Annotated in this window: 17 protein-coding genes; 10 read left to right on the plus strand and 7 right to left on the minus strand. The window is 42.5% G+C overall.

The window, feature by feature from the left end; genetic code table 11:
* Nucleotides 1-35 precede the first annotated feature (35 nt).
* A complete protein-coding gene (locus tag AC0J5Y_RS06330; RefSeq protein WP_475129903.1) occupies nucleotides 36-854 on the plus strand; it encodes a DODA-type extradiol aromatic ring-opening family dioxygenase in 819 nt (272 codons plus the stop codon).
* 151 nt (nucleotides 855-1,005) lie between these two features.
* On the opposite strand, the gene AC0J5Y_RS06335 is transcribed toward AC0J5Y_RS06330, so the two are convergent.
* Entirely contained in the window at nucleotides 1,006-1,158 is a 153-nt protein-coding gene (locus tag AC0J5Y_RS06335; protein WP_475132176.1) for a hypothetical protein, read from the minus strand.
* Between the two features lie 162 nt (nucleotides 1,159-1,320).
* On the opposite strand from AC0J5Y_RS06335, the gene AC0J5Y_RS06340 reads away from it, so the two are divergent.
* A protein-coding gene (locus AC0J5Y_RS06340; RefSeq protein WP_475129904.1) for an IS3 family transposase occupies nucleotides 1,321-2,408 on the plus strand; the annotation gives its coding sequence in 2 pieces (ribosomal slippage) (nucleotides 1,321-1,573 and nucleotides 1,573-2,408; 1,089 coding nt in all).
* Nucleotides 2,409-2,567: 159 nt separating this feature from the next.
* Here the strand turns inward: AC0J5Y_RS06340 and AC0J5Y_RS06345 are convergent.
* Both AC0J5Y_RS06345 and AC0J5Y_RS06350 read right to left on the minus strand, forming a co-directional pair.
* Nucleotides 2,568-4,184, minus strand: a complete 1,617-nt coding sequence (locus tag AC0J5Y_RS06345) for an NAD(P)/FAD-dependent oxidoreductase (RefSeq protein WP_475129905.1) — start codon at nucleotides 4,182-4,184, stop codon at nucleotides 2,568-2,570.
* A 152-nt stretch (nucleotides 4,185-4,336) separates the two neighbouring features.
* Complete coding sequence (locus tag AC0J5Y_RS06350; RefSeq protein WP_475129906.1) at nucleotides 4,337-5,242, minus strand: LysR family transcriptional regulator; 906 nt, start codon at nucleotides 5,240-5,242, stop codon at nucleotides 4,337-4,339.
* Between the two features lie 313 nt (nucleotides 5,243-5,555).
* On the opposite strand from AC0J5Y_RS06350, the gene AC0J5Y_RS06355 reads away from it, so the two are divergent.
* From AC0J5Y_RS06355 to lldD, 3 genes are all read left to right on the plus strand, one after another.
* The gene (locus tag AC0J5Y_RS06355) at nucleotides 5,556-7,262 is read left to right on the plus strand and encodes an L-lactate permease (RefSeq protein WP_475129907.1); all 1,707 of its coding nucleotides are present in this window, start codon (nucleotides 5,556-5,558) and stop codon (nucleotides 7,260-7,262) included.
* A complete protein-coding gene (gene dld / locus AC0J5Y_RS06360; protein WP_475129908.1) occupies nucleotides 7,259-9,031 on the plus strand; it encodes a D-lactate dehydrogenase in 1,773 nt (590 codons plus the stop codon). The genes AC0J5Y_RS06355 and dld overlap by 4 nt, the downstream gene beginning before the upstream one ends.
* Before the next feature lie 130 nt (nucleotides 9,032-9,161).
* Complete coding sequence (lldD, locus tag AC0J5Y_RS06365) at nucleotides 9,162-10,304, plus strand: FMN-dependent L-lactate dehydrogenase LldD (protein WP_475129909.1); 1,143 nt, start codon at nucleotides 9,162-9,164, stop codon at nucleotides 10,302-10,304.
* 378 nt (nucleotides 10,305-10,682) lie between these two features.
* Here lldD and AC0J5Y_RS06370 read toward each other — a convergent pair whose 3' ends face one another.
* Together AC0J5Y_RS06370 and AC0J5Y_RS06375 are read right to left on the minus strand one after the other, a co-directional pair.
* Nucleotides 10,683-11,939, minus strand: coding sequence for an HmuY family protein (locus AC0J5Y_RS06370; protein WP_475129910.1), 1,257 nt, complete (start codon nucleotides 11,937-11,939; stop codon nucleotides 10,683-10,685).
* Between the two features lie 90 nt (nucleotides 11,940-12,029).
* Complete coding sequence (locus AC0J5Y_RS06375) at nucleotides 12,030-14,198, minus strand: TonB-dependent receptor plug domain-containing protein (protein WP_475129911.1); 2,169 nt, start codon at nucleotides 14,196-14,198, stop codon at nucleotides 12,030-12,032.
* A gap of 385 nt (nucleotides 14,199-14,583) precedes the next feature.
* Here AC0J5Y_RS06375 and AC0J5Y_RS06380 point away from each other — a divergent pair, with 385 nt between their 5' ends.
* From AC0J5Y_RS06380 to AC0J5Y_RS06395, 4 genes are all read left to right on the plus strand, one after another.
* Complete coding sequence (locus AC0J5Y_RS06380; protein ID WP_475129912.1) at nucleotides 14,584-15,729, plus strand: ChuX/HutX family heme-like substrate-binding protein; 1,146 nt, start codon at nucleotides 14,584-14,586, stop codon at nucleotides 15,727-15,729.
* A 131-nt stretch (nucleotides 15,730-15,860) separates the two neighbouring features.
* Nucleotides 15,861-16,748 carry a heme/hemin ABC transporter substrate-binding protein gene (locus AC0J5Y_RS06385; RefSeq protein ID WP_475129913.1) on the plus strand — a complete coding sequence of 296 codons (888 nt, stop codon included), beginning with the start codon at nucleotides 15,861-15,863 and terminating at the stop codon, nucleotides 16,746-16,748.
* A gap of 68 nt (nucleotides 16,749-16,816) precedes the next feature.
* Nucleotides 16,817-17,803: a FecCD family ABC transporter permease gene (locus tag AC0J5Y_RS06390; protein WP_475129914.1), complete on the plus strand. Its 987-nt coding sequence runs from the start codon at nucleotides 16,817-16,819 to the stop codon at nucleotides 17,801-17,803.
* Nucleotides 17,804-17,818: 15 nt separating this feature from the next.
* A complete protein-coding gene (locus AC0J5Y_RS06395; RefSeq protein ID WP_475129915.1) occupies nucleotides 17,819-18,661 on the plus strand; it encodes an ABC transporter ATP-binding protein in 843 nt (280 codons plus the stop codon).
* Nucleotides 18,662-18,811: 150 nt separating this feature from the next.
* On the opposite strand, the gene AC0J5Y_RS06400 is transcribed toward AC0J5Y_RS06395, so the two are convergent.
* Together AC0J5Y_RS06400 and AC0J5Y_RS06405 are read right to left on the minus strand one after the other, a co-directional pair.
* The gene (locus tag AC0J5Y_RS06400) at nucleotides 18,812-19,621 is read right to left on the minus strand and encodes a hypothetical protein (RefSeq protein WP_475129916.1); all 810 of its coding nucleotides are present in this window, start codon (nucleotides 19,619-19,621) and stop codon (nucleotides 18,812-18,814) included.
* Nucleotides 19,622-19,658: 37 nt separating this feature from the next.
* A complete protein-coding gene (locus AC0J5Y_RS06405; RefSeq protein ID WP_475129917.1) occupies nucleotides 19,659-20,189 on the minus strand; it encodes a hypothetical protein in 531 nt (176 codons plus the stop codon).
* Between the two features lie 377 nt (nucleotides 20,190-20,566).
* Between AC0J5Y_RS06405 and AC0J5Y_RS06410 the strand changes: the two genes are divergently transcribed.
* Nucleotides 20,567-25,066: an exodeoxyribonuclease V subunit gamma gene (locus AC0J5Y_RS06410; protein WP_475129918.1), complete on the plus strand. Its 4,500-nt coding sequence runs from the start codon at nucleotides 20,567-20,569 to the stop codon at nucleotides 25,064-25,066.
* The last annotated feature ends 51 nt before the right edge of the window (nucleotides 25,067-25,117 follow it).

The raw sequence follows: 25,117 nt of genomic DNA on the forward strand, positions 1-25,117 counted from the left end.
TAGCAGTATTTAGCAAAGATAATGGAGTGGAGCTAATGAATAATGAGTCTATTTCAGCCACGCAGCCAGTATTATTTATACCTCACGGTGCAGGTCCTTGTTTTTTTATGGAGTGGCAGCCAACTGATACTTGGGATCAAATGGCCAAATTTTTAAAAGGTATCTCAAGTCGCTTGCCACAGCCTCCAAAAGCTGTTTTGATCATCAGCGCACATTGGCAAACCCCTGAGTTTAGTATAACCACTAGCACACAACCTGATCTAATTTATGATTATTATGGGTTCCCTGAGCATACTTATCAGCTGACTTATCCAGCAGCGGGCGCGCCAGTATTGGCTGAACGGATAGGTAATTTGCTCAATGATGCAGGTTTAAGCAATACACAAGATGCTACAAGAGGCTTTGATCATGGAGTATTCATCCCGTTAAAACTCATGTTCCCCAATGCAGATATTCCAGTAGTGCAGCTATCGCTACGTCATGATCTTGATCCTGAAGCTCATTTAATGGCAGGTAAGGCAATTGCGACATTACGTGATGAAGGGGTGTTGATTATGGGCAGCGGTTTGAGTTTTCATAATATGCGCGGTTATGGCGATAAAAAATTCACGGCTCCATCAGTGGCATTTGATGATTGGTTAACTAAGACAGTGGCAGGCGATGCAGATGCGCGATTTACAGCCCTTAGTGACTGGTCGAAAGCACCCCATGCTACCGATTCTCATCTATTAGGAAGCGAAGAGCATTTGATACCGCTGATGGTTGTCGCGGGCGCAGCAGGAACAGATCAAGGACAAAAAATCTATTCTCAGCAAGTAATGAACACTCAAATTTCAGCCTTTCAGTTTGGCTAAACGTTCTTATCAAGCTATACAGTATTTTTATAATTAATTTTAACAACATATCTAACAACATTTCTATGTCGTTAGACTAATGACTATAATATGAAGATAAGCAAATATTGTTTACATTTATATTTGTAATAGTGACCATTAAGGTTGATGCCTAGGTCAGGACTAAGTAAATGGCTTCGTTAATGATTTGCTTGTCTTGACGTACTTTGACGACAATACAGTTCAGATAGACGATATCATCAAAGCTGTTCATACTGCTAGGCGTTAGCTCAGCCAGTTTCTTAAGGTCGGTTTGGTTAGTCATTGCTTATTCTCCGGTTGGTGGATTTAAGCTGTTACACAGAGTTTGGGAAAGGCTCCTGTGCGGTGGTGTAATCTAGTTCTTGCTTATTTGGTAATCCCCCCAATAAATAAGAACACTTACAAATAGAGATTAACTGCTAAAATACACCAGCAGGAGAATCCTATGAAAAAGACACGCTTTAGCGACAACCAAATCGTCAACATCCTAAAACAAGCCGAACAAGGCGTCCCTATTACCGAGCTATGCCGTGAGCATAACATCAGCCAAAGTACCTTTTATAACTGGCGCTCAAAGTATGGCGGCATGGATGCCACACTTATCAGCCGTCTTAAAGAACTTGAAGTTGAAAATGCCCGCCTTAAAAAGATGTACGCTGATGAATGTCTTAAGTCCGATATTCTACAGGATGCCATGTCAAAAAAGTGGTAGCGCCCCAAAGGCGCAAAGGGTTGGTTTGTCACTACATTGAAGATCGTGGTATTGGTATCCGCAGGGCTTGTAGCATCTTTAACATCAGCGTCACCTGTTATTATCACAAGTCGGTGGTAACAGATGAGAACCAGCAAATAGCGGACTTACTTATCAAACTGACTGATGAGAACAAGAACTGGGGCTTTGGCTTGTGCTTTTTAACCCTGCGTAATGTCATGGGACTGCCTTACAACCATAAGCGGGTATATCGCATCTACTGCGAGCTTGAACTCAACCTTAGAATCAAGCCTAAGCGTCGCATTAAACGTGCTAAACCAATACCATTAGCAGTACCTGATAGGATTAACCAAAGCTGGAGCATGGACTTTATGCACGACGGCTTAACTGATGGCCGCGGCTTTAGACTGTTCAATGTCATTGATGATTACAACCGTGAGGCACTCACCATTGAAGTCGACTTCTCGCTACCGGCGCAAAGGGTCATACGCAGTCTTAATCAGCTTATTGAGTACCGAGGCAAACCTGTGCAGATAAGATGCGATAACGGCCCTGAATACATCAGCAATGCGCTCAAAGACTGGGCTGAGCAGCAAGGCATCATCTTAAGCTATATTGAACCTGGCAATCCACAGCAAAATGCGTATGTAGAGCGCTTTAACAGAACCATGAGATATGATTGGTTAAATCAGGAGCTGTTTGATAATCTAGAGCAGGTACGCGCACAAGCAGAAAACTGGTTATACCATTATAATCATAAGCGCCCAAACATGGGCAATGGCGGTTTTACACCGATACAGAAACTCAATCAGGCAGCTTAATTCTATTTATTAGGTGTCTTAAGTTTGGGAGGGTTACCATTTCACATACACAAATTGATCATTAAAAATTCTGATAAACGGATGGCAATATTGTTTATCAGAATTATTATAGTGTTTGACTGAAACTTAATCTGCTCCAATAATTGCCTAAAGCCGATCCTACTCTATCTTCAACATCGATTTTGCCACAGCTTCGGCCACTTTAATGCCATCAATCCCTGCTGATAATATGCCACCTGCGTAGCCTGCGCCTTCGCCTGCAGGGAATAAGCCTTTGGTATTAATGCTTTGGAATTCTTTATTGCGTTTAATGCTGATTGGTGACGATGTTCTGGTTTCTACGCCAGTTAATAAACCGTCATCAGATGAAAATCCTTGGATTTTTTTATTAAACGCTGGGATGGCTTCACGTATGGCATCCACGGCAAAATCAGGTAATGCTTTGCTCAAGTCGGTTAAGGTAATGCCTGGTGTGTAAGATGGGTTAACATCCCCTAATTCTGAGTCTGGTTTACCTTTTAAGAAATCGCCAATGGTTTGCGCTGGTGCATTGTAGTCTTTGCCGCCTAATTCAAACGCTAAGGTTTCTAGTTGTCTTTGTAATTTGATACCAGCAAGAGGATGGTTTGGGTAATCTCGCGCGGGGTCGATGCCTACCACAATAGCACTGTTGGCGTTACGCTCGTTCCTTGAATATTGGCTCATGCCGTTAGTGACAACACGGCCTTCTTCTGATGTTGCGGCAACCACAGTTCCGCCTGGACACATACAGAAGCTATAAACAGAACGACCATTTTTACAATGATGAACCAGTTTGTAATCTGCTGCACCAAGTATTTCGTTTCCAGCATTGTCACCAAAGCGTGCTTGATCTATGGTTGACTGTTTATGTTCAATCCTAAAGCCAATCGAGAAAGGCTTTGCTTCAATATACACGCCTTTATCATGGAGCATCTCAAAAGTGTCTCGGGCACTATGACCAACAGCAAGAACAACATGGTTAGTTTTTAAGATTTCGCCACTATTAAGTGTCACGCCAGTTACTTTTGAGTCCGTTATATGTAAGTCGTCTACGCGAGTCGCAAAACGGACTTCACCACCGAGTTCTATGATCTCGGCACGCATTTTTTCTACCATGCTGACTAACTTATAGGTACCTATGTGCGGTTTACTGACAAATAAAATCTCCTCTGGTGCGCCAGCTTTTACAAATTCAGTCATGACTTTACGACCATAATGATTTGGATCTTTCACTTGGCTATATAATTTACCGTCGGAAAAGGTACCCGCTCCACCTTCGCCGAATTGTACGTTTGATTCAGTGTTTAATTTACGCTGACGCCAAAAGCCAAAGGTGTCTTTGGTGCGTTGTCTTACTTCATTACCGCGTTCAATAATGATAGGTTTAAAACCCATCTGGGCAAGAGTAAGTCCAGCCATTAATCCACAAGGACCAAAACCAATAATAATAGGGCGCTCAGTTAAATCTTTTGGCGCTTGGGCAACGTAGCGATAACTGGTATCTGGTGTTGCTTTAACATGGTTGTCTGACTCAAATTGAACCAGTAAATCATTGGTTAAATCCGAGTCGGTCAGTGTGATGTCTAGCGTATAAATTAACTGGATATTTCTTTTATTACGAGCATCATAACCACGTTTGAACATCACAAATGACGCCATTTGCTCAGCAGAAATTTTAAGTTTTGTCGTTATAGCAGTCGTTAAATCTTCAGGTGCATGATTTAATGGTAATTTAATTTCAGTTAAACGTATCATTGGTTACTCATAAACTCGTGTAGAAAACAGTCTCGCATTTTACTGGTACTGGTACAAATAAGCGAATAAATATTTTATACCAAACCCAAAAAGTACGATTAGCTGTGTCTATTTGTGAATATCAAACACGCCCTAAAAAACAGGCTTATTACTTAGTAGTAATAAGCTTGTTTTTGATGTAATGATTTTTGCAAATGGGCAACAAGCAGTTTCAGTTTTTGATCAGGCTGCCTTGCTTTAGGATATACCGCATACATCCCCATTTTCTTTCGTGTAAAACGTTGCAAAATTTGCGTGAGCGTATTTTGCTGCATCTCTTCATAAACCAGAGCTTGGGGTAAAAAAGCAATACCTAGATCGCTAAGAGCAGCTCGTTTAATGGCACTAAGATGATTGCTATGAAACCGACCATGTACAGGGAGCAACTGCTCTGTACCATCTGCATATAATGGCCATATGTCATTAGAGGTATTATCAAACTTATAAACTAAGCACTCATGATTTTGTAACTGTTCAGGAGTTTGAGGCGTACCATGTTGCTCTAAATAGACTGGTGTCGCACATATGACCCACTGGCTATCTATAAGGCGCCTTGCAATCAGAGATGAGTCTTCAAGTTCGGCGGTTCTTATTGCCAGATCAAATCCTTCTTCTATTAAATCAACCAATCGATTGGTAATTTGTAAATCCACCGATATTTTAGGGTACTTTTTACAAAATTCGGCAATGGATTCACTCAATACTAAGTCAGCAGACACCACCGGCATCGTGATACGTATGTTACCTTTCATGTCTTCGCCATAGCCTGTCACGGCATTTTCGGCTTCTTGAAAGGCAAATTTAGCGATTTTCGCCTTGTTATAAAGTGTCCTTCCTGCATCGGTTAGGCTTAACTTTCTGGTTGTTCTGTAAAGCAGCTGTGTATTCAAGCTTTCTTCTAGTCTTGCAATACGTTTGCTAACTACTGAGTTCGTCAAGGATAATTTTTCAGCAACTCTAGAAAATGACCCTTCTTCAACAACCTGAACGAATAAAATCATATCGTCAGCTTTGATCATACTTGTTCCTCAATTGATATAATGTATTTTGGATTATAGCAAAAAAAGAAAATAACATTGTCCTTTGATGCAATATATCAATGTTTTGACAAGGCGTAGAATATTTTAGGGAATTTTGAACATTTGGCACTGGCACTGAGAGAGGTTGTTTGCGGATTCGTCTGACAGATGACAAACAGTGTTAAAGAATTCACAGTGATTAACGATGCCTATATCTGAATGTTCAATACGACTCAGTCATCATTAAGTCATAAAAATAAATGCTTAGATGGCTGGTTTTCAAGGAAGATTAAACGATAAAAAGGATATGATTTTGAATCAAACAATATATGGGCTTTTGGCATTACTGCCAATCGTTCTTTGTGGTATTTTGCTTATTGGCTTGCAATGGTCAGCAAAAAGGACGATGCCGATCGTCTTAGCCGTGACTGCTGCTATTGCCCTTTTTATATGGAATATGACGCTTAACCGAGTGTCGTCATCCATTCTTGAGGGGTTGGTGATTACCGTATCAGTATTATGGATAGTATTTGGTGCTATTTTTTTACTGAATACGTTAAAACACACCGGTGCGATAGCCGTTATTCGTGCTGGATTTATCAATGTATCGCCTGATCGGCGTGTTCAAGCGATTATTATTGCTTGGTGTTTTGGTACCTTTCTTGAAGGCGCATCCGGCTTTGGTACACCTGCTGCTATTGCTGCGCCGTTACTCGTTGCGATAGGTTTTCCGGCACTGGGTGCTGTTTTAATGGGTATGATGATACAAAGTACGCCTGTATCGTTTGGCGCTGTAGGCACACCAATTATCATCGGTATCAATAAAGGGTTAGATACCACTGCTATTAGCGCGCAACTGGCACAAGAAGGCATGCAATGGGATGCTTTTTTACAATTAATCACCAGCCAAGTCGCCATGATTCACGGTGTGATTGGTACGTTTATGCCATTGATTATGGTGATGATGCTCACCCGATTTTTTGGAAAGAACAAAAGCTGGAAAGAAGGCTTAGCTATTTGGCCATTTGCTATATTTGCGGGTTTAGCCTTTACGATTCCTTATGCATTAACCGGTGTTTTTTTAGGACCTGAATTTCCAGCCCTAATCGGGGGATTGGTCAGTATTGCGATTGTGATTAACGCGGCCAAGAGAGGGTTTTTGGTGCCAAAAACCACATGGGACTTTGAACCTCAAAAAAACTGGCCAAGCGAGTGGATGGGTAAATTGGTTATCAATAAAGAAGATATTGCCGTCCCGTTGAACAATAAGACAATGTCCGCTGTTATGGCATGGTTTCCTTACTTGCTGGTAGCGCTACTGCTGGTTTGTTCAAGAGTGTTTGTTGAATTTAAAACCTTACTCACCAGTGCGACGTTAGACTTTACCTCTATTTTAGGTGAGGCTGACATAAGTGCCAGCTTTAGCCCGTTATATTTGCCTGGTGGTTTGTTATTAATCAGTGCATTGGTTGCTGCTTTTGCGCAAACCAACAAGCCAACCAAAGCGCTGAGTGATGCTTTTGGGGAGTCCAGTAAAACCGTCTTGAGTGCAGGATTTGTTCTTATTTTTACCATTCCCATGGTCAGAATCTTTATCAACTCTGGCGTCAATCTATCAGATGTAGCCAGTATGCCAGTCGCCAGTGCTGAACTGTTTGCGGGTACGTTTGGCAATGCTTTTCCCTTAATTAGTGCAACCATTGGTGCGTTAGGTGCCTTTATCGCGGGCTCTAATACTGTATCTAACATGATGTTCAGTCAATTCCAATATGAAGCCGCTATGAGCTTACATGTTTCACCTTCTCTAATCATCGCAGCTCAAGCGGTTGGTGCAGCAGCCGGTAATATGATTGCCATACATAACGTCGTGGCTGCATCAGCCACGGTGGGTCTACTTGGTATGGAGGGCGCCACACTTAGGCGTACTATTTTACCCACCCTATATTATGTGTTGTTTTGTGGAATAATCGTCATGGCCGCCATTTATATTTTTGGTTTTCAAGGACCTTTGGCCTCATGAGTGACATACCATCACAAAATAAGGAGCGTCATATCTCTTCGTCGAATCGAGCCTCTCAAGACATACTGAGTCCTGAGCACGTGTTAGATAAACTAACCAGCTTATTAGGAGCCAGTAATGTACAGGCAGACCCAGAGAAAAATGAGCACTATAGAATGGGGTGGCGTTCTGGTGGCGGCAATGCTTTAGCGGTTTTATTTCCGCAAACATTACTAGATATTTGGCGTAGCCTAGAAGTGTGTGTAGAAGGCAATTGCATCATCATCATGCAAGCGGCAAAAACAGGCCTGACTGAAGGCTCAACACCCAGGGGTAATGACTATGATAGACCAGTTGTTGTTATTAATACGCTTGCAATAAACCAGTTGTATTTGGTGAATGATAACGAGCAAGTTATTAGCTTACCTGGGGCTACATTGCATCAGTTGCAAAGTCAGCTTAATACCGTAAATAGAGCACCTCATTCAGTAATCGGTTCCTCGACTTTAGGTGCCTCTATTATTGGTGGTATATCTAATAACTCAGGTGGTGCTCTTGTTAAAAGAGGTCCTGCTTATACCGAGCTTGCGTTGTTTGCCCAAATAAACAAACACGGTCAGCTGGTGTTGGTTAATCATCTAGATGTAGAGTTAGGAGATACCCCTGAAGAAATACTCACTAACTTACAAACAGGTAATTTTGATAAAAGAAAGCTACCTGACACTGGCAAGCTGGCATCGGATAAAGAGTATATCGCCAGAGTGACAGATGTTGAGGCAAGCACACCCAGTCGTTTTAATGCTGACAAGCGAAGACTATATGAGGCCAGTGGTTGTGCAGGTAAACTTGCCATATTTGCTGTACGCCTTGATACCTATCCAACCGCTGCAAGAGAGAAAACCTTTTATATAGGCAGTAACAGTGTGGGTGAGCTTGCACAGTTGCGACGGCAGATATTATCAAGCTTCAAAAATATTCCTGAAGTTGGGGAATATATGCACCGTGATATATTTGATGTATCCGCTAAATATGGCAAAGACACTTTTTTGAGTATTAAACATCTAGGCACAGATGCCTTGCCGAGATTATTTTCTATCAAAGGCGCCATTGATGCAAGGCTGAATAAGTGGTCGTGGATACCCAAGCATTTTACTGATAAAGTCATGCAGTTCATAGGTAATATATTTCCAAAGCATTTGCCTAAGCGCATGATGGCGTACCGTGATAAGTACGAGCATCATCTCATCATAAAAATGAGTGATGACGGTATAGAAGAAGCACAAATTTTTTTGCAGTCGTTTTTTGAAAATTCAGAAACGGGTAGTTATTTTGAATGTAATAAAGAAGAATCAGAAAGCGCCTTTTTGAATCGTTTTGCAGCAGCAGGTGCGGCATTGAGGTATGAAGTCATCCATGAAAAAGAGGTAGGAGAGATATTAGCGCTTGATATTGCCATACCACGTAATGCGTTAGATTGGCTTGAAACGCTACCTGAAGAAATAGCACAACATTTAGAAAAGAAGCTCTATTACGGGCACTTCTTTTGTTATGTGTTTCATCAAGACTATATATTGAAAAAGGGCAGTGATGCTAAGCATGTCAAAAAGATGATGTTAGAGCTGTTGAATGAGCGAGGGGCAAAGTATCCTGCTGAGCATAATGTCGGGCACTTGTACGAAGCGGAACCTGATTTACAGAACTTTTATAAAAGCCTAGACCCAACGAATACGTTTAATCCAGGTGTTGGTAAAATGTCGAAAACCAAACGTAATTGCTCGTGCTGTGTGTAATAGTGAGTGTAGGCTGAGCTTGCTGCTTCAAAAATAAGCCAGTTGTATCCATCGTTTAGTACTGAGCTATGCACAATTAGACATTCAAAAATATCACACAGATATCTAACAGAACAAAAAGGGTAACCGTATGATTATTTCATCTCCAAACGACTATAGAGCTGCTGCCAAGCGCCGACTGCCACCATTTTTATTTCATTATATAGATGGCGGTGCTTATGAGGAATATACCTTAAAACGTAATGTTGAAGATTTATCACAAATTGCCCTCAGGCAACGTGTGCTGAATGATATGTCACAGCTCAGTCTCGAGACGCAGTTATTTAATGAAACCCTGTCTATGCCTGTCGCGTTGTCACCCGTGGGTCTGACAGGTATGTATGCACGTCGCGGGGAGGTACAAGCCGCTATGGCAGCCGATCAAAAAGGCATTCCGTTTACCATGTCGACGGTTTCGGTTTGTCCGATTGAAGAAGTGGCGCCTAAAATCCATCGTCCAATGTGGTTTCAGCTTTATGTATTAAAGGACCGAGGCTTTATGAAAAATGCCTTGGAGCGTGCAAAAGCTGCTGGGTGTTCGACCTTAGTTTTTACGGTAGATATGCCGGTACCAGGCGCACGATATCGAGATATGCACTCTGGTATGAGTGGTAAGAATGCAGCTATGCGCCGTTATTTACAGTCTGCAATGCATCCGCAATGGGCGTGGGATGTAGGGCTAAATGGACGTCCGCATGATTTGGGCAATATCTCTACTTATTTAGGCAAGCCAACAGGATTGGAAGATTATATAGGCTGGCTTGGCAATAATTTTGATCCTTCTATTTCTTGGAAAGATTTGGATTGGATTCGTGAATACTGGGATGGGCCTATGGTCATCAAAGGTATTTTGGACCCAGAAGATGCCAAAGACGCGGTGCGTTTTGGGGCAGATGGCATAGTCGTGTCTAATCATGGTGGACGACAGTTAGATGGTGTTTTATCAAGCGCGCGTGCTCTACCTCCTATTGCCGATGCGGTGAAAGGAGAGATTAAAATCTTAGCAGACTCTGGCATACGCAATGGCTTAGATATTGTGCGTATGTTGGCTTTGGGCGCTGATATTTGCATGCTAGGGCGCGCCTTTGTCTATGCGTTAGCAGCGGATGGCGGTGCAGGGGTAAGCAATTTGCTAGAACTGCTAGATAAAGAAATACGCGTAGCGATGACGCTGACTGGCGCAAAATCTATTGCCGATATTAATTCAGATTGTTTGGTGAAATTAAATAATTAAACTGAGCCTGTAGAGTTGATGAATACATAAAGCGAATTCACTGAAAAAATTACTTACTATTTTTCATTAATATAGCTTTGAGCAATCACTCTACATAAGATTTTTTGCTCAAAGTTATTTTTTTAAGATTTTTGTGTTCAGTAGAATTGATATATAGTCGATACCAAATAAAACTGATACACAGCATTATAACGAGGGACTGGCACAAATTTTTCTTGCTTGCTGTGCCGTTGCTGCCAGAGGCTGCGAAAAATTTATACCAGTAGCACGCTGTAATGGCGGTACTCTTTTTATTTAGGATTGGCTATATTTATTTTCTGTCAATAATACGATATCTATAAGTTAAATTTCGCCAAAATGAATTCTGATAACAGACAACTAAGAGGCTGGTTGTATATCAAATTTAAATACCCACGAGGTTGCGGCTGTTGCTGTACTATCGGGATAGTTGATTTTTTCTAAACGTACGCGGGCATAGCTGTTACCTTCCGCTGATCGTAATAGAGCGCCTTGGGCATTATCAATAGGCTTTGCATTAAGCTGATGGGTCATTCCATTATACGTATACCAACCATAGTCTAAGTTCGGGAAAACACCGGTATAGGCTGGGTTAAGGTCTGAGCCTTTGCTATCAATAATCCAACTTCTGGCATTCATAGGATTGGTATAGGCTGTGGTGTTGGTTAGATCCGTTAATGTGGCAGCATTATTATCAGTTATAAATTTACTAACGATTGGCTCGCCTTTATCATCGTAATATCCTATTGGTGTTTTTGACAAGAAGCCACCAACCTTTCCTTTATTAACGCCAGTAGCAGAATCCCCACCGTTTAAGATAACACTGTTACGCTTAAAGCCGACATGCCAGGTGCCATCTTTAGTGGTGGTTTCTCCAGCTTTTAAATCAAAATAGACCCACTCGTCATTACTGGAGGCGTTGATCTGTTTTTCATGTACTTGGTTTGGTAGGGCAGTATCAATCCAGCGTAGCGTTGGATAACCAGATGCGCCCGTATTATTATAATAATTGATAATTTGCATGGCGTAGATAGGCTGTAGAATACTACTTTCAACAGCAGCATCACTATTATTGGTCGTAATCTTGTAGACACGGTTGTTTGGATATAGTTGATGATTTCCTTGTAAGTTATATTCAAACCAAGGCTGCTCGTCAAAGATACCACCACTACGGTCTGCATTGTAATGCGAGGTGATGTCGGTCTTGGAATCAGGATCTTGGGTTGCATTGGTATAACGGCCTAAGTCTGCCCAATCTAGGAGACCAAAGACGCCACCTTTACCTGCCCCTGAATCACCACTATTTGACCAAAGCTTGACTGAACGTGCTTGGTTATCAAACTTGATATCCCATTTATTATCATCACAAGCGCTTTCGGCTTTGGCATCAAAGTCATAGCAGGTAGCGGTACCAGCTGCTAAATTGGTGAGCTCCCAAGTGGCGGTTTCGGTGAAACTGATGGTGCTAACAGGAGGTGTATTGCCACCTGTACCGCTATTACTGGTATCGCTATCGCCACCACCGCAACCGGTCATGCCGAGGGCTAAAATGCTACCGCTAAAAAATAATGCCAATGCTTTCGGCTTAGTATTAACTGTTGGTGTAATTGGGATCATATCAGCTTCCTTGATGGTTGTCGTTTTATATAAAAGGTCAAAAAAAGCACTGTAAGTACCATTGTTTTACAATTATTTTGAATCAAAGGCTTACCAATGATAGCTTGCGCCCAATAACCATTCGCGGTTATCAATAGGGCTATAATCACTGATATCTGTGGTATCGCGCTGAACATCAAAGATATTATTAATAGCCGCATATAAGCTTAAGTTTGCGGTCGCGTCATAATTAAGCTTGCTATCAAGCGTCCACCATGATGGTGAGTAGGCTTGGTCGCTAGTGGTGATGAGCTGCTTGGATTCATAGTTCAGACGTGGTATCAGCTGCAATTTGTCATTAATACGATAATCAAGCGCTAGCATGACCTTATGACTAGGCTGATAAGTCAGCTCGGTATCGGTGACGTCATTATGGGTGTGGATGTAGGCATAGTTGGCTTGCAGCTTGGCGTTATCATCAATCTGCCAATCAACGCCAATATCTCCACCATAGGTTGTTGCGCTATCGACATTCCTGTATTTATAAATAGCAATATTGCCTTCATAAGTCGCGTTGGCTTCATCGGTTTGAATCAGGTCTTCAATCTCGTTATAAAAGCCGTTGATGTGCAGATTGACCTTATCACTAAGCTGACCTTGATAACCAAGCTGATAGCTGGTTGAGGTTTCAGGTTGTAAGTCAGGATTGCCCATTACCTTGTAGCCTAAGTTGCTATGGTCAAAGACGTAGTAGCGCTCTTTTAGATTGGGTACACGGTAACCGCCACCGATGCTACTACGAAAAATATGGTCGCGACCCTTGGCATCTAAGTGGTTGTATTTGACCGAAACTTTAGGTGCGATATGATCACCAAAGTCTTCATCATTCTGATAACGAACACCGCTCAACACTTCCCAGTTATCACCAATAAGCCAATCGTCTTGTAGATACACTTCCCCGACATCACGACTGACATCATCTTTAATCAGCTCACTCACCTGATTTTTAGTTTGGCTCAACTTATCTTGCTGAACTTGTCCGCCCACTTGCAATAGATGTGTGTGCTTGTCGGATAAGACCCATGCTGGAAAATCAAGCTGAGCTTGTGCAAGTGCAGTAGTTATAGACGTGTCACGCGTGCTGGTGCTGATTTGCTCAGTTTTAGTATCAGAATCACTTTGGTAATCTTCATATAGTGCCTGTGCTGAAAGTTTATAAGTTTTGCTGCGATCATTACTATACGGTGCGATATTGGTATGGGCACCGACGCTAAAGCGCTGCTTGGTGATATTTTCATCTCTTTGTTGTGCTAGATAACGCGGCGCGACATAATAATTAAAGCGGCTGACATCGTCTTCTTTATAATGACTTGCCTCTAGCCAATACTTTGAGTTGCTCAAAAGCTTGTTATCTGTTGCATTTGTACTGTTCAAACCATCAGGCGTGTAGCTTAAACGCGCGCTCACTTGTGATTGTTCACTGGCATCTTTTAGTCGTGGCCACGCGTTTTGGTCTAAGCTTAAGCCTGCATGGTCTAAATAGGAACCTGATAGTCGTGCATGTAGACGTTGCCCTTCATCCAGCGCCCCTTCAATTCCTGCTTCAATGTAGCGTTTATTGGCATCAAAATCGCGACCTGATGGATTTTGCTTACCATTAGTCGCCACCTCTGTGGTGATGTACGCTTTGGTGGTTCCAATAGGCTTAGTGATGATATTAATCACGCCACCCATTGCTGCACTACCAAACTGAGCAGATGCCGCCCCTTGGACGATTTCAATTTGCTCAATATTCATGTTCATATATTGATTGAGATTTACGGTTGAGCCAGTACTGGCAGTAATAGGCAAGCCATCAATCAATACCAATACTTGATCACCTGTGAACCCTTGCATACTGACTTCATAACCCGTCTTGCCATGCACTTGGCGCAAATAAACATTGGGTAATAGTGCTAAAGCGTCTTTAAGAGTATGTGCATGATTATCATCTAGTTTTTTTCTATCGAGCACCTGTACAGTTACTGGCGCATCACTTAGTGTACGGTCTGAGCGGGTAGCGGTAACCACGATAGGGTCTAGACGTATGCTCGGAATACCTGCATCTTCGGTCATATCACTATTAGTCTCTGCTAGAAGCGGAGCTGCTTGGACTGAAACTGGCACCAATGTAAACAATGCCAATGCCACACTCATGGCTAATGGACTGCGACGCAGCAGTGAGGGATGGGTGTGCAATCTCGTATGAGTTAAAGAGAGTTTGGATGCTAAAGTCGACATAAATAGGACAGCCATCGTAAAAAAAGAAAATATAGTTACTGGAGATTTTTTCTGTCAACCATGCTTTACAGAAAAGTTTCTTTGATTCAATTCTTCAAGGTTTTGTTACTAATCTAATAATTGATAGCAACAAAGCTTAGATATCATATTTTAAAATATAATAATTATCAATATGCAAATGATAATTATTTCTATTTACAAAGTGAAAGAAATTTGCCATAATCGTTTCTGTTCAAGGTCGTCTAATAGAAACAATAAAAGACGATTATGAAAAAGATATTATGAGTAAACAGCTTCTTGCTGAATTTTTAATACATTCATATTTCAAACTGATAAGGCCAAAATGATTGGCTTATTTATTACTGACTATTTTATGGAGAGTGCTATGAGTCACCCGTTATCGCTAACTGAAAAAAATAATGATCTGTGGCAGCAGTATCAAGCATTAAAAGAAAAAACACCGATGCTATTTCCTACAGAAGGCGCGGCGGCTCTTGGCATAAGCGAGTTTGAGCTGATGCTCGCATCGCCTTATAGTCAGTATATAGGTCGTCAGTGTCCTGCCGTGTTAAAGCAGTTTGAGAAGTTTGGTGAGGTTGAAAGCATTGTCCGTAATGAGCTGGCTGTACATGAAAAAACGGCAGCGTATCACAATCTTAAGCTTGGCGAAAAGATGGGTTTAGCGCTCAATGTTGGCGGTCTAGACTTGCGGTTTTTTATGTGGCAATGGCAGCATATGCTGGCGGTCACTGATACCAGTCGTCTTGACAAACCGTCTTATAGTATCCAGTTTTATGATGGGCAAGGTGCTGCGATTGATAAGGTATATCTGCGTGATCTGAGTGCTGAAAGTATTGCCAGCTGGCAAGCGATGATTGCAGAGCAGTTGCAATCAGTAGAGGTTGATGAGCTGGTATTAGAAGCGCAAACGCCACTAAACGAATGGGCGTATAAAGCGCTAACAGAAGATGCTCGTCAACAGCTACAACAAGGCTGGCAAGATATGACTGATATGCATCAGTTTCATGGGTTATTGAAAAAACTGGATATTGACCGCGCCAGTAGCTACCAGCAAGCACCTGAGCAGATGACCCAGCAGCTTGATATTTCTGCTGTTGAAGCTGTATTCGAACAAGCCCGTAATGTTGAGTGTCCGATTATGATTTTTGTCGGCAATAGCGGCATGGTGCAAATCCAAACAGGCACCGTAAAAACCCTCAAGCGTATGGGTGATTGGTTCAATATTTTGGACAAAGACCACAACGACTTTACCTTACACCTAAAAGATAAGGCGTTAGCGCAAGTGTGGTGTGTTAAGCGCCCAACCAAAGACGGTATTGTGACTTGTATTGAGGGTTTTGATGATAAGGGGTCTAGTATATTTAGCGTATTTGGTCAGCGTATAGAAGGAACACCTGAACTTGAAGCATGGCAAGATATTATGGCAAACGTTGTCGCAGAGTATTCACAACCAATAACAGCGCAAAATGTAGGCTCAAAAGAGATGAGCGCTGAATCAGAACTTGCGTAAGTTTAGCGAGGTTAAGGATTGTTGACAATTCACACTTCACTGATGACTAATGCCAGTGAAGTGTGAGTTGTCAAATCTGTTTTGTCCGCTACAATTTTGCCATCGCCAAAGCTAGTAAAAAAGGAGTATTTATGTTCTCTCTATCGTTAAAAAACGCTTCAAGAAATTCTGCAAAAAATCTAATGTTTAAAAAATTGCCAATGAGCCATACCCGTCTTTCAAGTCGTATCATCACTACTGCTGTCATGGTTAGTGCCTCTGCCGTACCGACATTATCGGCGCAGGCTTATGAGCGTATTGTTGCCCTGAGTCCAGACGTCGCAGACGTCGTCATCGCACTAGGCGCAACCAATAAACTGGTTGGTAAGGATGCTACTAACACCAGTCCCGCCTTAAAAAATGTTCCCGCAGTAGGCATGCACCGCAATATCACCGCTGAGTCAGTTTTAGCCGTCAAGCCAGATTTGGTGCTCGGCAGTTATATGGTGCAGCCTGCGAGTATCTATCAGCGTTTAAATGGTTTGAAGGTTAAAGCAATCAATGTCGCTCCTAAAGAGGAGGTAAGCACCTTTGCCAATAGTATTAAAACAATTGGCAGCTACGTCGGCAAAAAATCTCAAGGAGCAACACTGGCTAATAATTGGAGCAAAGCGATGAGCCCAATGCCAAAAACCGGCAAACGCTATTTGCTCAGCTATGATGGACGCATCGTTGCCGGTAAAGGAACCGTTGGCGACGAACTCATACGCCGTGCAGGTGGTATTAATGCTGCCAACGTTTCAGGACTAAAGCCAATGTCACGCGAAGGTTGGCTTGCTGCTAAGCCTGACGTGATTATCATTGCCGATCACAACCAAGCAGTAGTTGGCAGCGTTAATAAATTCAGCCAACGTCCAGAGATTGCGACAAGCGCTGCCGTTAAAAATGGTGGCGTACACTTTTGGTCAGCCGATGATTTTCTACGTTATGGCTTAAACTCACCGCAAGTCCTCAAAAAGCTCAATGCTGCTGCAAAATAGCTGATGTAGTGAAAAACGTGCCAATTTTTATTGTGTGACTTCTAATATTTGATAAAACGATACACCATATGGAAAATACGATTACTGCTTCTATTCCTACACAAACTATAAAACATAAATATAGCTTCTATTATATTGCTGCCACTGTCATATCTGTGCTGCTAATCTGGTTGGCACTTGGTATTGGTTTTGGTGAATGGTCAAGTCCTAATCATCTTGATGACACTATCTGGCAGCTGCGTTATCCACGCGTAGTCACAGCATTATTGGTCGGCATGGCGTTATCAGTCAGTGGTGCAGCATTACAGGCTTTATTTGAAAACCCTTTAGCGGATCCTAGCTTGATTGGTACGTCAGGTGGTGCTGCTCTTGGTGTAGTATTAGTTTTGGCGTTAGGGTTTGGTGGCGTGAGTATACCGCTAGCAGCTTTTACGGGCAGCGTGTTGGTTTGCTTGTTTATTTTGTCTTGTCATCGATTCTTAGGTGGGGGACAGATGGGTTTACTGATATTGGGGTTTGTTATCAGTGCTTTTTGTGCTGCTATTGTCAGTCTGATTTTATTTATGTCTGACGACATGGTACTTAGATCCGCAACCAATTGGCTGTCAGGAAGTATGGCAGAAGCAGGCTTTGTGCCGCTACGTTATTCGATAGTTTCTATGTTACTAGGACTGGCTATCTTGCTTCCTTTAGGTCGTCAGCTAGATGGGCTGATGCTCGGCGAAACAGCCGCCAAATCTTTGGGGATAAAAGTAGGTAAGGTTCGTTGCATGGTGGTAATTGCGTCAGCTTTACTGACCGGAGCTGCGGTATCTCTTGCAGGTGTGATTGGTTTTATTGGCATGATGGTGCCGAATCTGCTGGCTATTCTGTTTGGTGGCGGGCGGATGCGGCTCATGATTTGGTCTGGCTGGCTTGGAGCGATATTATTATTGGTCATTGATGGCACGGCGAGGCATGTCGCTTATCCGGTAGATGTGCCTGTTGGCATCGTTTTAGCGTTGCTTGGTGGCCCATTCTTTATTTGGCTGTTTGTGCGTAGTAGCCGCCGTTAATTGGAGACAGTAGTTATGTTTCATGCAATGTTTACTTCTAAATCAAAGACATCACCAACAAGTCGACAAAGTAATGTAAATAGCAGTATGGCAGGTGAGTTACTATCGATGCAAGATATTCATATCTCGCATGGTAATAAAACATTATTAAAAATAGACAAATTAACAGTGCCAAGTCAAAAGCTGGTCGCCTTTATTGGACCAAATGGCGCAGGTAAAAGCACGTTGTTGCATACGGTTTTGGGTCAGCACACGGGAACCGCGCTTAAAACTGATGGTCACATTATGATTTACGGTCAGCCTATCAACGAGGTTATGAATAATGGTGATATCGCTTGGGTTGGACAACATGAGCGTTTCGAGCTACCGCTAACGGTACTCGATTATGCACTACTGGGCGTTTCACCAAATCTTGCATGGTATCAGCGCCCAAATACTGAGCATGTCAGTCGTGCCCGACACTTATTACATGATTTTGAGCTAAGCACGCTGTTAGAGGCACGGGTACAGACCTTATCAGGTGGTGAAAAGCAACGTTTGGCTATTGTACGGGCGTTGATGCAAGATACTGCTATTATGATGTTCGATGAGCCGACCAATCATCTAGATATTCGTCATCAGCGTTTTCTGCTTAATTATTTGTATAATCTAGTGCAACACCAACGCAAAAGTATCGTCGTTGTGCTTCATGATTTGACTCATGCACATCGTTATACCGATGAAGTGGTGTTGTTAGATGGTGGGAGGGTAATTGCTCAGGGTATGCCCAATGATGTCATGACTAGTGAGCGGTTGAGTGACGTTTATGATGTCGACATCAAGGCACATCAAACTGAAGATGGCTTGGTGTTTATGTGAACTCTCCATTAGAATCAGTCAGCTATCCAAGCCATCGCTCCGATATAGTCGGGGCGGTTTATGTTGAGCTATAGGCGAATAATAAAGTGCTATTGTAGAAAAAAGCACTTATCAAATCAATTAATACCGAGTAAGTAGAGGGTTTTGTATTTATTTAGCAATACTGATAGCGTCAGCGACATCTACTGTCAGCTCGCCTGATGTTTTTTTGCCTGGCGCATTTGACTTAAACAGGTTTGCCATATCATTTTGATAACCATCAATATTTTCATAATCATGTTTACTTAATATATCTTGCCCTGTACTTGAAAGTAAAAAGTTTCGAAAGTTAAGTGCAATAGGATTTTGAGTTAAGATGACACCGTCTACTTTTTTCTTGTCTTTTAAGGCATAACTGAACGATACAAGACTTCGAGTGTTTGTATTATCAGCATCACCTTTAGCAGCGATTTCATCGGCATCACTATCTGCATCGATAGTATCTTCTATCATGCCATTTTTTGCTTTGCTCTGGTTTTGTTTATCTTGGGCTATTTTTAATTTTTCTTGTAATGGTGCTAAGCGCGCTGCCGATAAATTGCTATCAGCAATAATGATATCGGTATCAACAATAAACAAAGACGGCTCATTATCGGCTACTTTATTATCCGATAGCGTCAAAAGTGCAACAGAGGCGACATAACTTGTCATGATTTCTACATGGGGATAACGAGATTGAAAACTTGAAATCACAGCGTCTAAAGGCGCTTGTATTTTTTCTTCTGCTTGTATGTGCAAAGTGCTCTTGGCAACCGTCTCTCCATCTTCTTCCGCTGAAGCAGTTGATCCACTATCATTTGACATAATAGGCAATGGATCCATGTTTTTACGATTGCTGGTCCATAGCCAAGTAAAGATGGCGATAAAAATAATCAGCAGCAGTAAAATGAGTCCAGCCAGTAGCAGCTTGTAGTCTTTCATATAGTACCGATCTTCTTATTGTTGGTTTAAATGTGGTTTAGAGCGGTTGATGCAGCATTTCATCTGCTAAATCCGCCAGCATATCCGAAAAAACATCCGTTATCTCTGGTGTAATAGCTATGGCTTCTTGTGCTGAGTTTTTATGATTAGTGGGATTATTGCTACCTGCTAGACCAGAAAGATAGTTTGAAGGGGAAGAGGGATGATTGTCAATCATTTTTATGGCGGCTTGATGCGCTGCCAATGGTGATTGTCCTGCATTTAGTTTGTCTTTGAGCCATTCAACGCCATGAGTTTCCCACCATGTCTCGAAGCGTGATAAGGTACTTCCCCGTACTGCCATAGGTAGGTTTAGCGTTCGTAGTTTTTGTGCCAAAATAGGATCGCTTATGGCTTGGTGAATACTTAGATAGAGTCCACGACTGTCATCCTTATATGGCTGTCTATTTTGCCAAGATTGATCATCTATTTTCATACGTGGCAATTGCCAAAGTTCACCGCGGTAATATACGACATACAAACGTCGTTTAGGGTGAATGAAAATGGCATCAATGGGACGCAAGGGCATAGTATTAAATTGTCTCATCGCTAAGAATTGAGGTAAAACGCAGCGACATCTATTGTCGCAGTGTGTTTTTATCGGTGGTTTATATGCTAGTAAACGTTAACGAACAATGGCAAACTAATAGCCAAATTACTATTCGCCTTACAAGAGAGTCTGTAAGCGGATATATATGAGTGTTTACCAATGCATTTTGATTTAACGGCATCATGCTAGCAGAAAAGCCATCCATTGACGACTCCTAAACATGGATTGACAAGTATCGCTGCCTCCAGCGTTGTTATTACACTCAAAGTTTTACTATGAATGTTTGCGTGCTATCTCGAGCCTATATCCTTCATCAATCCCTTTATTATCCTGTTACCTCAATCAGACTATCCTCTATGTTTACCATTATACAATCCCATCGTACCGAAAATCTTGTTGATCAGCTTCTTGTGCAATATCAGTCCAAAAATCAGCCTGTTTTTGAGCCTTTTATTGTTATTGTACCCTCAATGGTATTGGGTGATTGGTTGGACAAAACCATTGCTAGCCGTGCTGGTATTAGTACCTTGGTGCGTACCAAGTTTTGGGGTCAGTATCAGTGGACACTTATGCAGGATGTGTTAACCCGCCATAATACATATCTAGTAGAGCGTGATCCTAATACAGCAACCTTGAATGTTCCTGAGGTGGCAGTATTGTCACCAACGGTCATGCAGTGGCGACTGTTTGGGTATCTGACTTACTACCAAGAGTCGATTATTAAAGATGAGAAACATCCCATTAATCCGCTGCTGGCGTCTTTGATTGATGAGCCACAAGCTGCGGTTGAGCAAGACAATGTACGACAAGATGAGTCGCAGCAAGATGCCCGTATTTGGCAGCTGTCAAATGATCTGGCGAGGGTGTTTAACCGCTATTTGACCCATCGTGAGGATTGGTTGGCGCTATGGTCGCACAACAAGCCGCTGAATGTAGATGAGCTGATTGCAGATAAAGATGCCTTGTCACTGCGCTTTGATAAGTATGCGCGTGGCACGCCTGAGTGGTTAGTGGAGCATTATGTTGAGCTAGAAATTGCTCAACGCTTCTTATGGTCGCACCTGTTTGCTGATGTGCATCAGCACCGTGTTGTACTGGAAGAGGTGTTTTGGCAAGCACTAAAGTCAAATGAGGCTGGCGAGCAGAGACAGTTACCCAAAGTGCTGCGTATTTTTACCATTCAGCAGTTGCCACAGACTGAGCTGGACTTTTTGCAGCGTTTATCGCAATACATGGATATCACACTGTTGCATTACAATCCATCAAGGCTGTTTTGGGCGGATATTGTTGATAAATCATGGTTACAGCGCCAACAGATTATTAATCCTGAAAGCGTGTTCTTGCGTGACTATGGACACAGTCTGCTGTCTCGTTTGGGTAAACAATCGCGCGATACCTTTGCCATGCTTGCCAACTTATCAGGTAATGAGCAATACCAAGACGCACTTGTCGAGTGGCACGATAGCTTTGGTATTGGCGAAAATGGCGATGATGATTTGTATGATGAATTCGGCTTTGATGACAGCGTCTATGATGCTGATGTAAGCGGCAATTCTCAAACTGCGCAAAACAGTCTAAGCTTACTTAGACGTTTGCAGAATGATGTGTTGATGCTTGATGAGCAATCTACCCAGCAAGCGACGGCTGCACAAGTTTCGCAAGAGGTAAGTAAGCGAATAGAGCTGAGCTTTGATCAAGAGCAGCAAGAAACGCCTTGGTATGAGGATGAGGCGTTAGAGAATAAGCGCTTTGAAAAAGACCGCTTTTGGGCAATGTCTGCGCAAGATAATAGCCTAAGCATCCATTCGTGCCATAGTTTACAACGTCAGCTCGAAGTCCTACGTATTATGGTTGGGCGCTGGCTGAATGAACCCATCAAAACTGGTGAGAAAAAGCGCCATATATCTGACATTGTTGTTCTGCTACCTGATGTTGAGCGGCACCATGCACTGATCAGCTCTATTTTTGTCAGTGGTAAAGGTCAAGATGGTTTAACTCTGCCTGCTAAGGTGACTGGTGTTGTCGATGCGGATATTCGTCAGCTATGGGAAGCCATTATTGGTTTTTATAAGCTGTTAGGCAGTCAAAGCGCCCGTTTTGAAGCGGCTGAAGTCTTAGATTGGCTAATGTTAACTCCCTTATTTGAAAGTTTTGGGCTGACCCATGAACAAATGAATCGTGGTTGTGACTTGTTGGTAGAGGCTGGCTTTATCCGCGGTTTTGATGAGCTACATCTTAAACAAACTCTAGACAGTCACGACTTTGATTATCGATTTAGCTTCGCTCAAGCGCTAGATAGACTAACGTTAGGTTTAGTGATGCCGGAGGCCAGCCTGAGCGACTGCTTATATCCCTTAGCTCAGGATGATTGGCCGAGCACTGCATTACCGGAAATGAGCTTGCCGCTGCCACAGGTGAGCCTAAACGATGCGATGATTGTTGAGGCGCTTTGCCGTATTTATAACGGCCTAGTCGCACGCCGTGATGATCATACGCAAAAAATGAAAGCGGAAGATTGGCTCGATCAGATTGAGACACAAGTCATTCATTGTTACTTTGGCGATGTCGATCAAACACGTACCATGCGTGCTATCTATAACGCCATGAATGGCTTTAAATCAAGTTTGCGTGCCAATCGCCATTATAGACAGTATTCTAGTGGTGATGTCGACAACAGAGAAGTAGAACAAAGGCTGGCAGGCGTTGAGCAGTTACCGCTAAAGCTAAGCTTTATGCTAGACAGTATCGAAGCAGAGCTTGAAAGCCAGCAGGTCAGTGCTGAGCCTACTGGTGTGATTACTTTTGGTAAATTTGGTGCATTAAGAAACGTGCCCTTTGAGTTGGTGGTAATGCTTAATATGAACCTCTCTGAGTTTCCTGGGCGTGACCGTGACAACCGATATGATTTGATGAAAGCCACTAACGCCCGTCGAGGTGATAGAGTCAGTGAAGATGATGATAATGGGGCGTTTTTGGATGCGCTGCTGTGCGCGCGGAGTGCTTGTTGGATATTCTATAACGGTCAAAGCCTGACGGACACTCATGAGCACTTGCCCGCCAACCCAGTCAGTGAGCTATTACAGTTTTTGCAAGGTGAGATACAATGGCAGGTAAACTCGCTTGAAGTATTTGAAACACTTAAAAATATTGACCAAACTACCGAGAGCCTCAAGCGATATTTTCCTAAACTAATTAAGCAATGGCTGCTGACTGAGCATCCCGCACTGCCTTTTCATGAGAGTTTGTTTGAAACTGCAATTGAACATGCTGATATTTCAAATCACACTTCTAAATCCAATCAGAATGAAGATATCAATATTCAAAATAACAGTCCTTTAGGTATGACTGATGAATTAGACGCTATCTTAAATAAAGCCATGCGCAAAACCAAATTAGCGCAAAAAAAGCAGTTCCCGCCTGCGCCGCTTTGGCAAGCTGTGTTTGATACTTTGAAGGGTCGAGTATCTAGCGAGCATCCACAGCTAGTAGGCTTACCTACAAAAGGGCAATATGAATCTATTGCTCAGATTCTCGGTCAAGGTTTGGGTCAATTGGGACAAGTAGATAATCAAATATTCTCTGCATTGATTGAGATGCTAGCGCTAGATAATACTGCTGATGCCAGTGATAGTAGCGATATGAATGAAGCACTCATCAAGACCCTGCTTGACACTATATTTAGCATTGGAGAGATAGACGTTGAGGGAGTATTGGCCTATCAAGTGCGTCATCCTGCCAAGGCTTTTTTGCGTACTCAAAAGGTGCATGTAGCGCAAAGCGAGGAAGCGGTGGCGCATCAAGAGCCATTGTTTCTAGACAGTTTGACCACCTATCAGATTAAAAAGCATTTGATAAATGAGTTGGGCAACAATGCCACCAATAAGAATAGTGATGGGAAGTCTAAACAAGACAGTCAAATCTTGATGTATCAAAAAATCATGCCAGCAGGTGTGGCTCGTCAAACCACGTTGCCCAATCAACAACAAAAACTGCAACAGCAATGTCTAGAGTTCAAAGAGCAGTTAGTTGCTAATGGCTTTGATGAGGCTGAAGAAGATAGCGCAGGTGGTTTACAGTTGCTGACTCCAACCTCTGAGCACCCCGTTCAGATAGAGCTGGTGGCTATACTAAATCGCACTGACAACGAGTCACTAATTAAGTTGCTACCTAAAATTATTAAGATAAAAGGCTTAGTGCCTATATCAGCAGCCGTATCATTACCGACATCAGTGCCGATAAATGGGCTTAACAGCCACTCTCATATTCAGGCGGGCGTGCCCTATGCTAAGCAATCACCCAAGCAGTGGTTAAATATATTGCCCAATTCTGCCAGTCCAAGGCATTTACTCAAATTTTGGCTGTCGCATTTGTATTGGCAAGTTGCCAGACGCACCACTACCGAACAAGCAGCAGAAAATGATGGTGTGAGCATTTGGCGCTTTAATAAGCCTAATTCGCAAGTCAAAAGGTATGACAAAGTCATTGCATTTAAACTCAGCCCGATTGTCTATGAAGATGCTGTGATTGAGCTGATAAAATGGGCAGTTTTTGCCAAGCTATCAGGTCAAGTACCCATTACACTCTTGCCAGAATATGCACTCAGTTATCTTGATAAGTGCCTAAAATCTGAAGAGAGTGAGAACGGTAGATATTGGCCAAAACGAGCAGATTTCTCGGATTGGTTAAGACCCAGCTATTATTCAGATACGGTCTACGATACCTGTTCGCAACATGCCATTTGGCAATATGTACTGCGTGACCAAGATGCGTTTAAAGCGCTATCAGCAGCATTAATTACATTAGCGCAGCCACTGTATGAGCCAATGTTTGCTGCACTAGAAGGTATAGATGGCTAGCTATTTCGAATGGTTGATTTTTGCCCTTTGGTTTAATTGTTAATAATAAAA

The organism is Psychrobacter sp. TS_SC_6 (assembly GCF_056156305.1).

What these genes read in the sequence shown, in the direction of transcription:
- AC0J5Y_RS06370 (WP_475129910.1), bottom strand. Translation starts at nt 11,939, where the DNA reads ATGATCCCAATTACACCAACAGTTAATACTAAGCCGAAAGCATTGGCA.
- AC0J5Y_RS06400 (WP_475129916.1), bottom strand. Translation starts at nt 19,621, where the DNA reads ATGAAAGACTACAAGCTGCTACTGGCTGGACTCATTTTACTGCTGCTG.
- lldD (WP_475129909.1), top strand. Translation starts at nt 9,162, where the DNA reads ATGATTATTTCATCTCCAAACGACTATAGAGCTGCTGCCAAGCGCCGA.
- AC0J5Y_RS06375 (WP_475129911.1), bottom strand. Translation starts at nt 14,198, where the DNA reads ATGTCGACTTTAGCATCCAAACTCTCTTTAACTCATACGAGATTGCAC.
- AC0J5Y_RS06345 (WP_475129905.1), bottom strand. Translation starts at nt 4,184, where the DNA reads ATGATACGTTTAACTGAAATTAAATTACCATTAAATCATGCACCTGAA.
- AC0J5Y_RS06395 (WP_475129915.1), top strand. Translation starts at nt 17,819, where the DNA reads ATGTTTCATGCAATGTTTACTTCTAAATCAAAGACATCACCAACAAGT.
- AC0J5Y_RS06405 (WP_475129917.1), bottom strand. Translation starts at nt 20,189, where the DNA reads ATGCCCTTGCGTCCCATTGATGCCATTTTCATTCACCCTAAACGACGT.
- dld (WP_475129908.1), top strand. Translation starts at nt 7,259, where the DNA reads ATGAGTGACATACCATCACAAAATAAGGAGCGTCATATCTCTTCGTCG.
- AC0J5Y_RS06330 (WP_475129903.1), top strand. Translation starts at nt 36, where the DNA reads ATGAATAATGAGTCTATTTCAGCCACGCAGCCAGTATTATTTATACCT.
- AC0J5Y_RS06335 (WP_475132176.1), bottom strand. Translation starts at nt 1,158, where the DNA reads ATGACTAACCAAACCGACCTTAAGAAACTGGCTGAGCTAACGCCTAGC.
- AC0J5Y_RS06380 (WP_475129912.1), top strand. Translation starts at nt 14,584, where the DNA reads ATGAGTCACCCGTTATCGCTAACTGAAAAAAATAATGATCTGTGGCAG.
- AC0J5Y_RS06350 (WP_475129906.1), bottom strand. Translation starts at nt 5,242, where the DNA reads ATGATCAAAGCTGACGATATGATTTTATTCGTTCAGGTTGTTGAAGAA.
- AC0J5Y_RS06410 (WP_475129918.1), top strand. Translation starts at nt 20,567, where the DNA reads ATGTTTACCATTATACAATCCCATCGTACCGAAAATCTTGTTGATCAG.
- AC0J5Y_RS06390 (WP_475129914.1), top strand. Translation starts at nt 16,817, where the DNA reads ATGGAAAATACGATTACTGCTTCTATTCCTACACAAACTATAAAACAT.
- AC0J5Y_RS06385 (WP_475129913.1), top strand. Translation starts at nt 15,861, where the DNA reads ATGTTCTCTCTATCGTTAAAAAACGCTTCAAGAAATTCTGCAAAAAAT.